Here is a 15467-nt window from a genome sequence, read left to right as displayed (position 1 = left end):
AGTTCCCAATCTTTTTAAATCTCGCAATGTCTAGATGCATATTGACCACCTCCGTTTTTCTACAAAATTCAAATTTGGTCTTTATCAAAAACTTCAATATCATGTAAAACCTGCGTAAAGATTACGTTGATTCAGCCTATCTACCCAATAATCGTTATATAATGAAATTGCAAATGCCCGATTTGCACAATACGTCCTTTCCATGCGACTTATGCTTGAGTGCTAGGTGAAATCCTAGCCTTTTTTATTTGGTACCCGTAGATCCGTATCCGTTTGTTCCGCGCTCACTATATGATAACTCGTCCACTTCATCAAAATGAGCTGTTATTACTGGCGCTATGACGCCTTGAGCTATTCGAGTTCCCTTTTCAATTACATGCGCTTGCATATTGGCTGCCTTAGGAATTTCGGTATTATCAACCAATACTCCAACTTCTCCGCGGTATCCACTATCCACCGTTCCAAGAACAACTCTCAACTTTGTATTACGCGTCATACCGCTACGCGGGCGCACTTGCAACTCGTATCCTGGCGAAATCTCGAAAGCTAATCCAGTTGGTACAACCTTCGTTTCGCTCGGCCATATAATTGTGTCCTCTGCTGCTACAAGATCAAAGCCACTATCACCCGGCTTCGCATATTTTGGCATTTCTACATCTTTCACTCGCTTAATTTTCACTCTTAACTTCATTCCTGATACACTCCTTTTATTAGATTCCACAACTCTTGTTTAGTCATCTCATAAAGTTGTCGACCCGTCTTTTCCTCTTTATAAATTCCTTTTTGTAGTAAAACATCGATGTAGATTTGTTTCCTGTCCATGTTGCCTCCTAGCTTCTTTTCTTCTTGGATCTCCTTGTAGGTGTAGTCGCCGCCCTTTGTGGACTCCATCCCATTTTTAATACTCTTGTACTAAATGTGTGATATGAAATACCGTTCTCTTGAGCTAAATTAACCATATCTTCCATTGTTGCTCTTAATTTATTTACAGGCTTTTTCGCTGCTTCCTCTGGTGACATCCCTTTATAAACACGAGTTAAAAATGTCTTCTTTTTAATTCCATTTTCTAACGCTACTTTTAACCACTTTTGTTCTCTAAATTGATATTTCCGAGGCGGTGTATTAATTGCCTTATCAATATCCCATCCCATTTGATACACCCTACGATATAACATACAGTAGCCAATGCCGTTCTTCTCGGCTGCTTTATAATCTTCTTTTTCTAGCCATCTATTTATCGTCATAACGCCATGCCTCCTAATCCAAATTCATAATCTCCTCTAAGGTTCTATCTGAAATATAAGTGGTAATAACTTGTATCTTTCCGTATTTCTTTTTAGCCATTTCTATAGCTTCGCTCTCGGACTTCGCTTCAAACCAACGAAGCTTCCACTTTTCGTCTTTATCGTAAAATTCTACTGAATACGTCATAACGCTATTACGCTTCAAAAACTTTTCCGCTGTATTTGTTGCAGTATAATCAAGACTTCCGACTACATCCTCCAGTGTTAGTTGTTTCATGCCCCTAACCCCATTGAACGAGATTTGATTTTATTCTTATCTGCCTGATCCATAATCAATACTGCGATTTCTAATTGGTGTCTTCCTAACTCTTTTGCAATTTCAAGGATTCCTTTGTCTTCCTTCCACATTTCTTGCAATCTAGTAACTTCACTTTCATCAAATACCAGGTCCAATTCTTCTAAAGCGATATATAAGTTACGACGCGATTTCTTCATGTACTTCCTCTGCTGCAACGCCATTGTGTAATTTTCCTTTTCCAAATCCGTTCCAAGTCTTGGCATCCCATTTCCCCTCCAGTTGCAATTGATGAATTTCTCTTAATCTCGCCATAACGGCATGACGCTTTCTATCTACTTCCTCAGGTGTTTGATTCGCCGCTTCGCAAATGCATGGACCAAACTGATACATACCCGTTCCAATGTCGTTCTGAATTACTCCCGTTCCCTTACATGCACACATTTCAATTTCCCCCTTTTAAAATAGCAATGCCTTTCTTCTGTAATCCTTTGTTTCTTTGAAAGTGATCGTTCTGAAATTATTGAGAATACGCGATACAATCCGTTCATCGTATGCCTCGTCTAAACGCTTCCCTGTGAGGTTTGTCGTGAAGATAGTAGATTTTACCTTGCCTGCCATCGAAAACATCGAATAACACCCTATTAATGAAGTTTGTTGCTTTTATATTTGCATCTAACGCGCCTAACTCAGCCCCTAAATCATCGACTATTAATACTTCCGCTCTTACTAAGCCTCTTATAATTGAATCTTCAGTTAATGTAGATTCTTTACTGAAAGTACTTTTGATTTTCCTTAGCAATTCGCCAACTGTGACAAAGACAACTGACTTACCTGCTCCTGCAAGCTGATCCGCTATAGCGTAAGCAAGATGCGTTTTCCCTGCCCCACAATTACCGGCCATAATTGTGTTAAAAATCTTTCCGTTGAGATAATCTGTTGCGATGACCTTTGCGAGTTCTAGGTTCTTCGCGCCTTCATCACTAGTAGGTTGGTAGTTATCAAAGTTAGCTTTTTTAATGTTGCTATCGGCAATCATGCTTTGTTGGTGGAACATGAATTTCTTTTCGTTTGCTTTACCTGCATCGTATTTCGCTTGTTCCTGCTGTTGAAGCTTCTTACTTTCGTTTTCGAGGAAGCATCGAGGGCAAATAACTTGTCCACCGAACTTCATCTTATTCATACCGTGCGTATCACACACATCAGAATCCATAGTCATATTCACCTTTTCGGCTATATCGGTTGGTATTGCTAGTGCCGCTCTCTGCATTGTTCTTCGCTCCTTTATTTCGTTGGTATTCAACTTCTAAAGCTTCCACATCACTTAAAGTCTTAATGTTTTTGTTAGCCCACTGTTTTAAGATGCCTTCAGCGTAATTCCATTTCTTCTGTTGCTTTAATGCACGTTCCATAGCTGCTACAACAAGTTCTTCACTTGTATCTTTAATCCACTGATCTATTCCATCTGCCATGAATGGATTTAAAACTCCAATGTTACTTTCATAGAATGAGAAGGGGTTCTTACTACTACTACTTATTGTTAAATTAGTATTGTTAAGATTAGTATTGTTACAGTTTCCCTCAGACACTACCCCTTGTTTCTCTGGGACACTACCCTGGTTTCCCTCAGATACTACTAGTTTCTGTGAGACACTAGGGGTAGGAAGAACATAATAGATATTGGATAAGTTATTTCCCTGATTGTCCTTCCTATTGACCTTTTGGATATATCCTTTTTCTTCTAATGACTTGATACATTGAACTATTTTCTTTCTTCCACATCCGACTTTTTCAGTTAAAGTTGTTAAAGAAGGGAACGCTGATTGTGTATCTCGATTTGCATGCCTTACTATTACTGCGTAGGCTTTAAATTCGTAAACATCCAAATCGCAATTGTCTATTGCATCATTTTCTATCATGAAAAATCCTTTTCGTTTATCAATAAAATTCATTTAGTTCACCTTCTTCATCCAACATTCATAACTTGCACGATCTTCCATGCCTGTGAAGCGAATTTTGTCCTTCCCTTTGAATTTTCCATCGTTATAAAATGTCTTTTCTGCTCTATAAACTTTCTGGATTGGCGTTACGTAGTCATAACCTCGTTTTTCTAAATCACGAACTGCTTTTAACATTTCTTTCATCGATCCACGTCTTACAGGTACTTGAAACATCAATCTTCACACCTTTCGCATTTTGCTATACCGTCATTTACTTCCAAAACCTTATATCCGGGATAACGCTTTGGTATGCGATTGATATACCTGCAAGCGTTCCTCATAATTTCTTGTTCACTATTTGCGTCCTTGTAAACCCATGTTGGAAGGACGACATTAGATATTGTTTGTTGATTCAACATGGGCCACTACCTCCTTAACCTGCTTGGCTATATTGCGTTTTCCAACCAGACAGGACTTGTATTGCTTTAGAAGCTAACTGTGAGCTTAAATCACTCAAATTTTCAGTATTGATATTACCTTTTAAAGTATCTTCAACTGTTTGTTTATCTGTTTGTGTTAGTGTTGCTACATGAGCTATCTTTGCGTGTATCATTTTCATTTGTTTCTCGGACGCTTTGCCGTTACCACTGCTTCCTTGCTGCTTATTTGGAGCTTGTCCACTGTTACTTTTTTGATTAGGTTTGTTACCTTTTCCATAAGTTGCGCTATTACCATCGTCATCTTCACCTGTATTTAAGCTAAGGAATGCTGCTAGTGAATAGCGTCTTGCGTATGTTATGCAACTCCCTACCGCTTGTGGATCGTTCTTAACTGGCTTCATTGTTAATTCATCCGATTCGAGCCACTCGCCACTCTCATGTAAGAGAAGTGTTTTTAGCGTTACGTTTTGACCGTCTCCACTTGGTATCTGCATGATGCTTAATCCATGTTTAGAAAGGATTGGTCTAATTTCATCTATAATCGTATCTAGCGTTGCGTAATTGTTTTTAAAGAAAGGATTATCTGCATCTTTTGCTATTTTGTTAACCTCTGAGTTGAACAAAACTAATGATTTCGCTAATTTAGCAATCGTTTCACTTCTGTTCATCGGATTCTCACACCTTCACTCTGACGTAATGTAATTCCATCCCATTGCATTCCATCTTTAACTGCTGCAAGCAATAACTTCTTATCAACCTTTGGTGGCTGCGGAATCATGTATTCAGGTGGTACAACTGCATCTTCTGCGATGTCTAAGCTTGCTGGATTCTTTTGAATCCCTACTGTTACGATTGTTCCTTTGATACGTTTTAAATCAGTTGCTACCATTTGTTGATACAAATAATCTTTTAATCCCTTACAATTGTTTTCTATTGCTTTTCTGCGCTCTGCTAGGCGCTTTTCTTCTACTTTGATAGCATCTACATCAGCTTCAAGATTACGAATTACTAAAGCTGTATTTTGAACCTTATCTTGGATGGTCTCTTCAATTGCTTGTAACGTATCTGCTAATGCTGATGGATCTACACCATCCTCAATCATCATTTGTAACTCTCTATAATTAGAAGTAAGTTCATATAATTTCATTTTCATATCCTCCTAGAACGGCATTCCGCCATATGGTTTATTTGTTAAAACCGTTATTGCATAGTCGAGATCTAACTTCTTCACGATGTCTTGTTCTTTTTCAGACATTTGTTTTAAAGTTTCGATTGCACGTTCTTTTTGCTTGTCTAAAACATCTTTCATTTCCACATTCCTCCTTATTTACTGAGAGAAACGACTGTGATATAATAGAGTTACAATTTATTGCGTCGTTTCATGAACCAGTCGATTAGGGGTAATCGGCTGGTTTTATTTTGTTTTGATGCTTCGCGCATCGGAATATCCAGGAACCTTTGAATTAGGTGGGGACTAACATTAGATTCCTGAATATTCAGACAAGTTAAGGATTGTCTATATTTGTAAAAAAGTTGTATAATTATCCCATAAGGTTGGTGACTCGGCCTTATACCCTTATACAATGAGCCATGAGTCTTCATAACTCTTGGCTCTTTTCTTATTTAGCTAGAGTGATAAACTCCTTATGCATTTCCTCAACCTTATCTGCGCTGTTATGTATCCCTCTAGCTCGTAAATCCTTTATGATCCATGCGAGTTTCTTTTTTTCGTATTCATCACGCTGCTGTTTATCCATCACTTTTCATCCTTCATAAACCTTTTATCTATCCAATCCATCAGATGAATGAATCCTGCGGTAAAAATGACAATTACCAGTATCATTAAATGCGAGAATGTGCTTTCTTCCATCATTTAAATCGCCTCCTGTTCTTGCTCTTTCTTCAGTCGATCTATGATGTAGGCTTGTCCTTTTGGTGTTACGTATGTTGTTGTCCATGTGAATGGCTCTCCGCTTGGCTTCTGTTTAACACCTTGTGCGATTTCGAAGTATCCCTTTTCAACTGCTGATTGAGTTGGTTCGGTGGATCGCTTGAAGATTAAGTTCCACTCTCTAAGTTTTGTGAATAACTGACGTTGTCCGATTTTGATATTGTGTTTAGCTGCTAACTTAGCGACTTCACTTACTTTCAGCGATTCATTCGACTGCATACATGCTTTAGCGAATGTTACGAGCCGTTGTTGCTGTACGATTTGCTGTTGTGCTGCTGCAAGCTTTTCTTTTTCCTCTTTTAATTTAGTGAGAAGACCGATTGCAAAGTCTGGATTGGTTACCGCTTGTTCCAGGACTTGATCTGTCATGTATGCGCCGTGTTTTCTAATAGAAGGAAGTACTTCGCTTGTTACCCATTTTTTGAATTTCTTAGCGCTTGGTAACTTGCTTGAAAGAATTAAAGAGTATAAACCAGATTCGTTAATCACTTTCTGATTTCTGTTTTGCCTGCCATCCCAAATTGGGAGGTCAGCTTTTTCATCTTCATCAACGTGCATTTGAATAGCTTTCGAAGTATTGTTGTATCCTAAAACCTCAGCTACATCTTTTGCTACAAACCAAACATCTTCACCTTGTATTACCGTTCGAACCTGGCCGAACTCTTCGTTATTAAAAACTTGTAATTGATTCATTTTCTTTCCTCCTTTATTATCTCAAGGTCAAGTTAAACCCACTTAAATTGACCTTGGGTCAAGTTTATGTTATTTAAAAAATGACCTCACCCTACTAAGTCATCCATTGTTGTTGATAAAGCATTTGCTATTTTTTTTAATGTTTCAATCTTAGTTGATTTAACACCTAATTCTATCTTCGAAACCATACTCTCGCTGATCTGTGAGAGTTCAGCAAGTTGCTTCTGCGTGAGTTTTTTACTCTTGCGAAGCTCTTTAACGTAGCTCCCTTTTATTTTCATCGGCTTCACCTCTCGATTACATTTTCATTGTACACTTAACATGACCTTAGGTCAAGTGTTTGTTTTGAATTTTATTTTTAAAAACAAGAAATGGACTAGTGGTCAAGTTTTATGTAGAATATATACTATAGTTAATGTAAAACAAAACCATTAAAATTTTATATAAAACAGTTATTAAAGGGGAATAAAATCATGTTACCTATACTATCCGTTAGGATAAAAGAACTAAGGAAAGAAAGAAAATGGTCTCAGAAAGAATTAGGAGAAAAAGTAGATGTTAGTGAATCTTTTGTTTCAAAGGTCGAATCAGGTAAAAAACAACCTTCAAGAGAAGTAACTGCAAAAATCGCAGAAGTATTTAATGTGACTACAGACTTCTTGTTAGGACGAAGTGATGAAGCAGATCTAAACGAAATGTTAGACGTAAAATTTAAAGCAATGAAGAAACGATTATCTAACCTTCCTGAATCTCAACGCGAAATGATAATGAAACAAGCTGAGAACCTAATGGCAGAATTCGAAAAATTAAACAACCAATCGGAAAAATAGCCAACCTCCTTATGAGGCGTGGCTATTTTTTTGCTCTGTATTAAATAGCATTTCAATATATGAATCAAGTGTCTGTTCATCACCATTGGATAATTCATCAGCTTGCAATAAAAACCCCTTTAAAATCTCATCTCTTGTCATCCCCAACATCCTCCAATATCTTTATAGTAGTTTGTGAAGAATTCACAATATATAACTAATATTCTTTTTTTTATTTTTGGTTAATCTCCTTATAAACGACGAATGCGATTGCCCCATTAATGAGACAATCGCATTCAATCTATCTATATTAGAACCTAGGCTTCTTGGTATTAACCAATTCCAGTCCCAGGATCCATTCTTAACATAATTTGTGTTTGAGCATCCTTCGCTACTTGTTTAGGTTGCTCCTTTTGGTCTTTAGCGGGAGAAATATATAACACTCCAGCTAATACCAATGTTGTTACTACGACTATTATTTTTTTCATTTAGCATCACCCATGAATATTATACCATATTTATTAAATTCTTCTAATATCTTTCTAGGTAACCTACAATAAAATTTGCATCCCTCGTTAATAAAACCTTCTATTGATTGCTCTAACAATGATCGATCTTTCAATGCCATTCCTAAATAACAAAGTTTCATTGGGGTAAGTTTTCCTTTTTCCTTTTCCTCATTTCTAAGTAATCTTACTGCTTCTTTTCATTCCCATTAATTATGTGCTTTAAAACTACCTCTCCAACATCGTATATGTCTAAATCATGTAAATCTTTTTTATTTATCAATCTAATATAAGAACGCATATTTAAAAAGTTTCTCTTCCGTTCTACCGCTCTATGAGAATGACATTTATTTAACAATTCTATTCCTTTGTTTAAGTACCACAATGACTGTTCGTAGCTATCAAAACTATATGATTCACCTAAACACCCTAAAGCAGATACTTTTAACATATCTAAGTATCCAAAATTATCTTCTGTATTCAATATTTCATGACAAATATCTCTAGATTTGTCTATTTGTTCATCCATTAAACTTGCATATGCAATAATCTCTTGTATTCGTACTCTATATAAATCACGTATAAAAGCATCACTTATTTTTTCAATTTTAGGCAATAACATTTCCGAATAATTAAATAACATTTTGTATTCTCTAGATTCGTACAGAGTGTAGAACGTGATTATATCAAGCATTATTTTAGCCTCATCAGATTTAACTGTACGGTGCTTCTTCCGCTCATTTAATTCTTCTAACAGAGATTTATCACTTAAAAATCGTTTTAACCTGATTAGTACCATTTCGTATACAAATGCCCATTCTTTCGTTAATGTGTTATTTGAATTAAACCCTTTTTGTACTGCTATACGTAACAACTCAAAGTCTCCTATAGCATTTGCATATTCCATAGCAATTCTGATATTCTTCTTACCATTCATCTTTTTACAGAATTCCCTAACCATAAAAGTCAATTCAACATTGTCTTCATACAAATCTTTCACTAACTTAATCATATTTAAAAAATTAAGTTCACTTTTACCAGATAAGTTTTTTGAAAAAGCAGGTCCACTGATTCCGAGATGTTTAGCAACGTCTTCTTGGCTTTTTCTTTGAAAATCAATTTCATCAATGATTTTAGCTAACCAATATTTCATTTTGCTCCTCCTTACCGGAACAAAAAGACACGTAACCCCAATTTGTTACATATAAAGGAAAACGTGTCACTCTCAATCTAAGATGTGTTATAATATGTATGTACAAGATCCGCGACAATGTTCCCTAGGCACTTAGGGGGGCAGTGTAAGAGTGTTACCAGCACTACTTACACCGTGGGTCTTTTTTCACGTCCGTTTATTTTGTTATTTTCATAATATCATATTTTTTCCAAAATTCAGTCGTTCGGTTATCAGAAAAATGTTGAGAAAGTTTAAAAAACGCTTTATATCAATAGTTTCTCAGATGTCATAGAACTCAATATGCAATTCTACATATTTTTGTACCAAGTACCCACATGCATATTTTACCATCAAACAAACATTTGTTCTATAAATATTTATTAAGATTGTTAAAATACCTAAATTATTTTAAAAAGTCAGAGTATCGACCAATTATGGTATAGTGATAAGGCGATTATTATACTCAAACTATGAAAACTACAGTCGGACAAAACATTAAACGTTTAAGGAAATCTTTTGATTTAACGCAAGAACAACTATCTGATAGAACAGGTTTATCACGCGGACAAATTAAAAATTGGGAAACTGATCGTCATGAACCTGATCTTGAAAGTTTAAAGGTACTTGCATCGTTTTTTAACACCTCCACAGATGCTCTTCTTAACTTCGAGGACAGGAAAGAAGATGCGTTATTAGGATTACTATTCAATGATATCCAACGAGCTTATGAAGAGCTAGATGGACGTCAGCAAGGTCGTTTCGCTAAACAATTAGCATTGTATGTCAAAATGTTACAAGATAACAAGGACATACTATGATTTGATTTCATTTTAGAAGAAATCATTTCCAAAGGAAAGAGGTAAAATTTTAAATAATATTACCAATTTATCCAACGAGGGCTGCGGCTCTCTTTTTTTTATTTTTATTCGACAAAATATGACAATATTATGATGGATTGTTTGCTATGATAAGCTCGGAAATCTTACATTTTACATAATTGGAGGAAAGAAAATGTATAAGAAATTAGGTACGATTGCTTTAACTGGAGCACTTGCTTTTAGCTTAGCTGCATGTGGAGAAACAGAAGTTAAAGAGGTAAGTAAAAATGATGCTCCTAAACAAGAGCAAAAGAAAGATGATAAAGCTGCTAGTAAAGTTTATAAAACTGGCGAAACAGTAGAAGTTAATGGATTACAAATCACTTTTAACTCTGCTCAATTTGTAGAACCTAATGAGTATACAAAACCTGAAAAAGGGAAAGTTTTAGAAATCACTTTCTCTGCTAAAAATAACGGCAAGAAAGATGCATATATCGGATCAGAAGAGTTAAAGATTGCTGATGCTAACGGGAACCAATTCAAGGGATATTTCGGTGCTGATAATGCATTTATGAATGAAAATGTTGTGCCAGGTAATCAAATTACAGGGAAAATGTATTTTGATGTAGCTGAATCTGATAAATACACTGGTACATATAAACCAAACTTTACGTTTGATGAAAAATCTGTGAAATTTGAATTCACACCTGGTAAATAAAAGGAGAAATTAATAAAATGAAACGTACAACTGAATTTGTATTAGGACTTATTGGTGGTATTTTTGGCGTATTAGGCGCTGTTTTGGCTTTAATGATTGGTGGAATGGGAGCTGCATTTGAAGCTGAAGGAGCAAATTCTATTATCGGATTAGGTTGGGCTGCAGTAGGTCTATCTATCTTAGGAATTGTTGGTTCAGTAGTAGTTAAAAGCAAAGCTAAAGCTGGCGGTATCATGATGACAATCGCTGCAATTGGCGGATTTATTTGTATTTTTGTATTCTATATCTTACCGGGTATTTTATTATTGATCGGTGGATTGATGGGAATCTTCCGTAAAGATAAAACTTCTGTATCTGCATAAGATATTTATATTATTAAAATTAAAGTGGTTCATGTCGGAAAAAGGCACCTTAGGGTGTCTTTTTTTCTACCTAAAAACATTTAATTATTATATAATGATGATATTATGCATCAGGAGGAACACACATGAACAAAAAAATAATTATTGGAATTATCGCAGTAATAGTTTTTGTCATTGCTGCTGTATCTATTTTTAAGGATTCCAAATCAGAAAATATGAAACCTAAGTATTCACAAAAAGATATGGATGAAATTACTGATAAACACTTTAAAGAACAGCAAGAATTAAAAACACAAATCAAAGAATTAAAATCGAAAGTAACTTTCTATGAAGAAAAACAGACTAATTCACTTCAAAAAACAGCCCAACAGAGTCAGGAAACAACTGAACCAGCTGAAAATGCGGATAAGGTTACATACCAAAACGAAATTAAGCCTACTATTGATGAAATGTTAAAGGACTATGATGAGATTTGGAATCAGGACTGGAAAGCTATTTGGGTAGAAGGAAGTAAGGACCCTGAATCTCTTGACAAGAACGTTTTAAAAGAAAAAATGGAGTCAGTTACAAATCGATATGATGCACTTTCCAAGAAAAATACAGAATTTAAAAGTGGCTCAAAGTTAACTGATCCTGTATTAAAAGAAAAGATTGAGAAATTCAGAGTAGAGTTTGGACTAGCGACTAACTATAGAAGTAATGCTGGAAAAGCTGTAACTCAAGGAGTAAAAGGAGTAGCTCCGTTGAAAGGAAGAATGGAAGAAGCTCAAAAATCAATCAAGCTTTCCGATCAAAAACTAAGTAATGCTCTAGCTAGCTTAAATGAAATTGAATCAAAATTGGGTGTTAGCCGCAATTAAAAATCATAACAAAATATAACATAACATGAAAAAATACTATTTGGATGGGAGTCCAATACATATTATTAAAATTAATGTGGTTCAAGTCGGAGGAAGGCACCTTAGGGTGTCTTTTCTTTATAAATTGTTGTGAGCATATAGAAAAAATGCGCTCACAACAATTTATTCAACAGTAATCTTAAATAACTATTAGTTAGAGAATTTGTTTAATTATTTGATGCACGGAACTTCCTAGCCCTGTCTTTAACCTTGCATTATCCGTTTCATAACCCTCTATATTTTTGAGAAAATCAGGAAATCTATCGACAAAAAACTTCGCATCAAAATTTGTTTTACTATAAGATTTTCCGAAAACCTTTAATGTTTTATTCAATTCGGATTCAACAAATTTTTTACTTGTTTTTGATTTTGCAGTTCTTCGATTTTCTAAGAGTTGTGCTGCGTCATATTGCTTCGCATCGTTCATATGTAAAAGTAAATAAAACTCAATATTAGGATTTGTAATACCTAATAAAAATTCATTTTCTTCACATATTTTTAATACTTCGTCATATTGATTTTCTTTAAAGCTTTTATAGTCTCTATCTAATATAAGGCAAATCTTGTCCAGGCCTTTTGAATAACTTTCCAAATTATGTAATAATCTTATTTGTTCAATGACAGTATCGTTGTATTTCGTAATAAAATCATCTTTCATATCTTCTAATAACTCGTTTATGGAATCCAGTAATTGTGTTTCATCCAGAACTTCTTCTTCATATTTATTACATAAATCGTATAACTGAGACTTTATACTTGGATCAATTTTTGAATGTCCATCTAAGAAATCTCGAATAGCAACCGTAATCTTATGTTGATTAGATTGTTGATTAGAGATGCGCTCTAAAATTAAAACATCAATGAGGGAATCCTCTTTTATATTATTCGCTACCTCATTCATATATATATGTTCAGTTTTTTCTCCTTCTAAAACAAAAAAATACTTTTTCTTTCCGTCTTCTTTTTGAGATTCTGAAATAAGTCTCGATTGATTAGGTGATTTACTTGAAAGTCTAAATGACATATCTTTTTCCCGCCTTTATTCCTCGCTCGATTCTACGTTTTTAAATATTTTAAATTGAGGTACACTACCATACCTACCTTCTAAATATGCCTTTAAAATATCTCTATCAAATCTTTCTTTGAATTTCTCTAAAGAATATAAAATCGATTCGCCTTTTTCTTGTTTTTCTACAAACCATATTTCATCTCTACGTAACATATTTAAATCTAACAAACGATCTTCATGCGTTGTAGCAATTAATTGTCCATTATTATCTTTTTTCAAAAACTCTTTAATAAAATTGTATGTTAGATTTGGATGCAGGCTACGATCAATTTCATCTATTACAAATACTTTATCACTATCACTTGCTAAAATATCATAAAGTTCTACCAATCGCACAGTTCCATCAGACTCTTCTCCTAATGAATAGAAAACATCTTCTGAGAAGTGATTAAAATAAATTGTTTTGATTTTTAAAGTTTCATTTTGTTTTTCAATTTCGTATATATTTGATGGTGTTCTTAACATTACCAACCTGGAGTCTGGACCATCTGTTCTTATATCTTCTAAAAAACTTTTTACAAATCTTGCTGGCATCTCATTATATAAATCTTTTTCATGTACTTCTTTAGTGCATACTTCTTTAATCCCTGTTCCAAAAGCATCTAAAAAATTAGCTAATGCAATTCCATTATCCTTTTTTATATAAGTAATTCCATTTTCTAATGGTGAATCATCGGGAGAAATCACTTCCAGTTTTTCACGAAACCATAAGTATACTGAATTAAAAATTGACAAATTATCTTTGGTAGTAAATGTTTTTTTATTTTTATTTAACTCTGTAATAAATAATGAATCTGTTAATTCTTTAGAATCTTCTTTATAAACATCCATCCTAGATCTTTCCATTTGTTCTAACTCTAAAAAATCATAATTTATATTAATTTCATATCGATTACCTTTTAATTCTCTTGTAAATATTTCTTGTTCATTATTATTTAATAAAGAATACAACCATTCTTTATTAACTTCTTTTTCAAATAAGTTAACTGAAAACCCATATGAGTACACTACATCATCAATAACTATTTCATATTCAAAATGTGTAAGTTCTTCTTGATTAGAAGGATATATTTTGCAATATTTATCAGAAGTTTGTATGTTTCTAAAACCTCTAACAACTAAATTTCTCGAAAATTCAATAGCCTTAACCAAATTTGATTTACCTGCAGCATTGGCTCCATATAAAGTTGCGAATTTTAAAAGTGAAATATCTTTAAAATTCATTACATGTTCTCGATGCTTTTTTACATTCCCAGTCACCATTGAGAATTCAGTAATATCATGATAAGACAAATAATTGCCAAATCTAAAATTAACTAACATATTAATACAACTCCTTAAGTGATTTTTTCACTCTTAAGTTAATTATAATCATTATTTCTTTAAAGTATACCTCTTTATATTGTTTTTAGGGTGATTTTTTCACTCCAGGACTATTTCCGCCTTTATAATTCTAGTTGCAACATAAAATCATAAAAATATCTCTAATCTCATGTAGCAAATGTTATAGCCCAAGTTAACATTAACATTATCATAAAATAAAACTGGCTATTCACGATCCATATTTAACAGCAGTAGTAGAATAAAAATTCCTATTTTATTCCCAAAATTAAATAAAAAATGGAAGTCAAAGGAACATTCAATACATATTATTAAAATTAAGATGGTTCAAGTCGGAGGAAGGCACCTTATGGTTTCTTTTTTTTTGAATAAAAGCCCTCCTCTCTTCATAGGTGGGCTTTATCATTATTACACATAATAAAATACAAACACTTAAAATGCTCTACTAAAATATTTTTTTACAAGTCGTTCCCATACTATTAATTCATTGTTAAGTTTCAAAACATAAACATCACTATTAAGTTTTTTTGATTCATTAATAAAAAATTCTAATCTCTCTGTATCAGTATCTCCACGATTCTTTAACGACTCTAAAATCTTAAAATTCCTTTCTCTTCGTTTATCCAAACTTTGTATATTTGCTCTAGTATAATCAGTAATCATAGCAATAATTCCATATATTATTACAAACTCAACCATCCCGCTTTTATTTTCAACATCGTATATAACACTTCTTACAACATTAACCCCTTCCAAATATTCTTCTTTAGTAAGATTAATCTTTTTACAAGGATCAAAAGTTCCAGATTCTACATTACTTAAAAAAGGTGTAAAAAATTCATAATCCATATAATTTTTTCCTAGTAATCCTACAATATCTTTTATGATAGAAACAAGATTCCTATCTTTATTATCTCCAGTTTCTTTATCCCAAATAAACAACATATCTAACAAATACTTCATATCGTAACTAATCTTTGTAGGTAATCCTTCAACTTTAATTTTTTCCATAACCAAACACCTCACTGTTATATGTCATAATAAAACATTATAGAAATATATATAAATATAATGCGTGTTTATTTATACACATATCCCTTACACATAATCTTGTAATTATATTACATTATTGGGGTCCCGCCAACCAAATGACATAAAACCCACGCTAAGACATTTTTTGGAAGGTAAAAAGCCGATTTTCCCACGTT

General features: G+C 33.7%; 24 protein-coding genes and 2 pseudogenes. 5 read left to right on the top strand and 21 right to left on the bottom strand.

The genetic code is table 11. The annotated features are described in order from the left end of the window. Positions 1 to 244: 244 nt before the first annotated feature. From dut to PDQ33_RS25300, 15 genes and pseudogenes are all read right to left on the bottom strand, one after another. Complete coding sequence (dut, locus tag PDQ33_RS25375) at positions 245 to 691, bottom strand: dUTP diphosphatase (RefSeq protein WP_000776950.1); 447 nt, start codon at positions 689 to 691, stop codon at positions 245 to 247. Beyond that, on the bottom strand, positions 688 to 822 hold the full coding sequence (locus PDQ33_RS25370; protein WP_000375384.1) for a Fur-regulated basic protein FbpA: 135 nt from the start codon (positions 820 to 822) through the stop codon (positions 688 to 690). Before PDQ33_RS25370 ends, dut begins: the two co-directional genes overlap by 4 nt. 8 nt (positions 823 to 830) lie before the next feature. Then, positions 831 to 1244: a hypothetical protein gene (locus PDQ33_RS25365; RefSeq protein WP_000154659.1), complete on the bottom strand. Its 414-nt coding sequence runs from the start codon at positions 1242 to 1244 to the stop codon at positions 831 to 833. Positions 1245 to 1257: 13 nt separating this feature from the next. Then, positions 1258 to 1521, bottom strand: a complete 264-nt coding sequence (locus tag PDQ33_RS25360; RefSeq protein WP_000811985.1) for a hypothetical protein — start codon at positions 1519 to 1521, stop codon at positions 1258 to 1260. After that, complete coding sequence (locus PDQ33_RS25355) at positions 1518 to 1763, bottom strand: hypothetical protein (protein WP_050426797.1); 246 nt, start codon at positions 1761 to 1763, stop codon at positions 1518 to 1520. Before PDQ33_RS25355 ends, PDQ33_RS25360 begins: the two co-directional genes overlap by 4 nt. Continuing rightward, the gene (locus tag PDQ33_RS25350; RefSeq protein WP_000332346.1) at positions 1720 to 1983 is read right to left on the bottom strand and encodes a hypothetical protein; all 264 of its coding nucleotides are present in this window, start codon (positions 1981 to 1983) and stop codon (positions 1720 to 1722) included. Before PDQ33_RS25350 ends, PDQ33_RS25355 begins: the two co-directional genes overlap by 44 nt. Before the next feature lie 15 nt (positions 1984 to 1998). Then, positions 1999 to 2758 (bottom strand): annotated as a pseudogene (locus tag PDQ33_RS25345) (ATP-binding protein). Then, on the bottom strand, positions 2742 to 3491 hold the full coding sequence (locus PDQ33_RS25340; protein WP_270756816.1) for a DnaD domain protein: 750 nt from the start codon (positions 3489 to 3491) through the stop codon (positions 2742 to 2744). Before PDQ33_RS25340 ends, PDQ33_RS25345 begins: the two are co-directional and overlap by 17 nt. Then, entirely contained in the window at positions 3492 to 3713 is a 222-nt protein-coding gene (locus PDQ33_RS25335) for a hypothetical protein (protein WP_270394634.1), read from the bottom strand. A gap of 199 nt (positions 3714 to 3912) precedes the next feature. Next, complete coding sequence (locus PDQ33_RS25325; protein WP_270756813.1) at positions 3913 to 4587, bottom strand: ERF family protein; 675 nt, start codon at positions 4585 to 4587, stop codon at positions 3913 to 3915. Then, positions 4584 to 5066: a siphovirus Gp157 family protein gene (locus tag PDQ33_RS25320; protein WP_000780700.1), complete on the bottom strand. Its 483-nt coding sequence runs from the start codon at positions 5064 to 5066 to the stop codon at positions 4584 to 4586. Before PDQ33_RS25320 ends, PDQ33_RS25325 begins: the two co-directional genes overlap by 4 nt. A gap of 12 nt (positions 5067 to 5078) precedes the next feature. Continuing rightward, the gene (locus tag PDQ33_RS25315) at positions 5079 to 5228 is read right to left on the bottom strand and encodes a hypothetical protein (protein ID WP_000655887.1); all 150 of its coding nucleotides are present in this window, start codon (positions 5226 to 5228) and stop codon (positions 5079 to 5081) included. Between the two features lie 310 nt (positions 5229 to 5538). Next, positions 5539 to 5676, bottom strand: a complete 138-nt coding sequence (locus PDQ33_RS25310; protein ID WP_000360846.1) for a hypothetical protein — start codon at positions 5674 to 5676, stop codon at positions 5539 to 5541. A 116-nt stretch (positions 5677 to 5792) separates the two neighbouring features. Continuing rightward, positions 5793 to 6563 carry a phage antirepressor Ant gene (locus tag PDQ33_RS25305; RefSeq protein WP_001072781.1) on the bottom strand — a complete coding sequence of 257 codons (771 nt, stop codon included), beginning with the start codon at positions 6561 to 6563 and terminating at the stop codon, positions 5793 to 5795. Between the two features lie 86 nt (positions 6564 to 6649). Further along, on the bottom strand, positions 6650 to 6844 hold the full coding sequence (locus tag PDQ33_RS25300) for a helix-turn-helix domain-containing protein (protein WP_000693792.1): 195 nt from the start codon (positions 6842 to 6844) through the stop codon (positions 6650 to 6652). 192 nt (positions 6845 to 7036) lie between these two features. Here PDQ33_RS25300 and PDQ33_RS25295 point away from each other — a divergent pair, with 192 nt between their 5' ends. After that, entirely contained in the window at positions 7037 to 7393 is a 357-nt protein-coding gene (locus PDQ33_RS25295; RefSeq protein WP_000936792.1) for a helix-turn-helix domain-containing protein, read from the top strand. Positions 7394 to 7402: 9 nt separating this feature from the next. On the opposite strand, the gene PDQ33_RS25290 is transcribed toward PDQ33_RS25295, so the two are convergent. The 3 genes and pseudogenes from PDQ33_RS25290 to PDQ33_RS25280 form a co-directional block, all read right to left on the bottom strand. Continuing rightward, positions 7403 to 7534, bottom strand: a complete 132-nt coding sequence (locus PDQ33_RS25290) for a hypothetical protein (protein WP_000196299.1) — start codon at positions 7532 to 7534, stop codon at positions 7403 to 7405. Positions 7535 to 7704: 170 nt separating this feature from the next. Further along, a complete protein-coding gene (locus PDQ33_RS25285) occupies positions 7705 to 7860 on the bottom strand; it encodes a hypothetical protein (RefSeq protein WP_000721097.1) in 156 nt (51 codons plus the stop codon). Further along, positions 7857 to 9031, bottom strand: a pseudogene (locus PDQ33_RS25280) (AimR family lysis-lysogeny pheromone receptor). The gene PDQ33_RS25285 and the pseudogene PDQ33_RS25280 overlap by 4 nt, the downstream one beginning before the upstream one ends. A gap of 491 nt (positions 9032 to 9522) precedes the next feature. On the opposite strand from PDQ33_RS25280, the gene PDQ33_RS25275 reads away from it, so the two are divergent. From PDQ33_RS25275 to PDQ33_RS25260, 4 genes are all read left to right on the top strand, one after another. Continuing rightward, positions 9523 to 9870: a helix-turn-helix transcriptional regulator gene (locus PDQ33_RS25275; protein WP_270394642.1), complete on the top strand. Its 348-nt coding sequence runs from the start codon at positions 9523 to 9525 to the stop codon at positions 9868 to 9870. A 193-nt stretch (positions 9871 to 10063) separates the two neighbouring features. Next, positions 10064 to 10588, top strand: coding sequence for a DUF4352 domain-containing protein (locus PDQ33_RS25270; protein ID WP_000277059.1), 525 nt, complete (start codon positions 10064 to 10066; stop codon positions 10586 to 10588). 17 nt (positions 10589 to 10605) lie between these two features. After that, positions 10606 to 10950 carry a DUF4064 domain-containing protein gene (locus PDQ33_RS25265; protein ID WP_270756806.1) on the top strand — a complete coding sequence of 115 codons (345 nt, stop codon included), beginning with the start codon at positions 10606 to 10608 and terminating at the stop codon, positions 10948 to 10950. A gap of 125 nt (positions 10951 to 11075) precedes the next feature. Next, the gene (locus tag PDQ33_RS25260; protein ID WP_270756804.1) at positions 11076 to 11810 is read left to right on the top strand and encodes a ribonuclease; all 735 of its coding nucleotides are present in this window, start codon (positions 11076 to 11078) and stop codon (positions 11808 to 11810) included. Between the two features lie 193 nt (positions 11811 to 12003). On the opposite strand, the gene PDQ33_RS25255 is transcribed toward PDQ33_RS25260, so the two are convergent. The 3 genes from PDQ33_RS25255 to PDQ33_RS25245 all read right to left on the bottom strand — a co-directional run bounded on the left by PDQ33_RS25255 (position 12004) and on the right by PDQ33_RS25245 (position 15270). After that, a complete protein-coding gene (locus PDQ33_RS25255) occupies positions 12004 to 12873 on the bottom strand; it encodes an RloB domain-containing protein (protein WP_000010059.1) in 870 nt (289 codons plus the stop codon). A 15-nt stretch (positions 12874 to 12888) separates the two neighbouring features. Beyond that, positions 12889 to 14241 (bottom strand): AAA family ATPase, encoded by a 1353-nt coding sequence (locus tag PDQ33_RS25250; protein ID WP_000960800.1) that lies wholly within the window; start codon positions 14239 to 14241, stop codon positions 12889 to 12891. Positions 14242 to 14691: 450 nt separating this feature from the next. Further along, positions 14692 to 15270: a hypothetical protein gene (locus PDQ33_RS25245; protein WP_000411417.1), complete on the bottom strand. Its 579-nt coding sequence runs from the start codon at positions 15268 to 15270 to the stop codon at positions 14692 to 14694. Positions 15271 to 15467 lie beyond the last annotated feature (197 nt).

This window comes from Bacillus cereus group sp. Bc031, assembly GCF_027716265.1.
In the GTDB taxonomy this organism is placed as follows: Bacteria; Bacillota; Bacilli; order Bacillales; family Bacillaceae_G; genus Bacillus_A; species Bacillus_A paranthracis.
The sequence above is the reverse complement of the archived record's forward strand: the minus strand, read 5'-3'. Positions and strand labels throughout refer to the sequence as shown.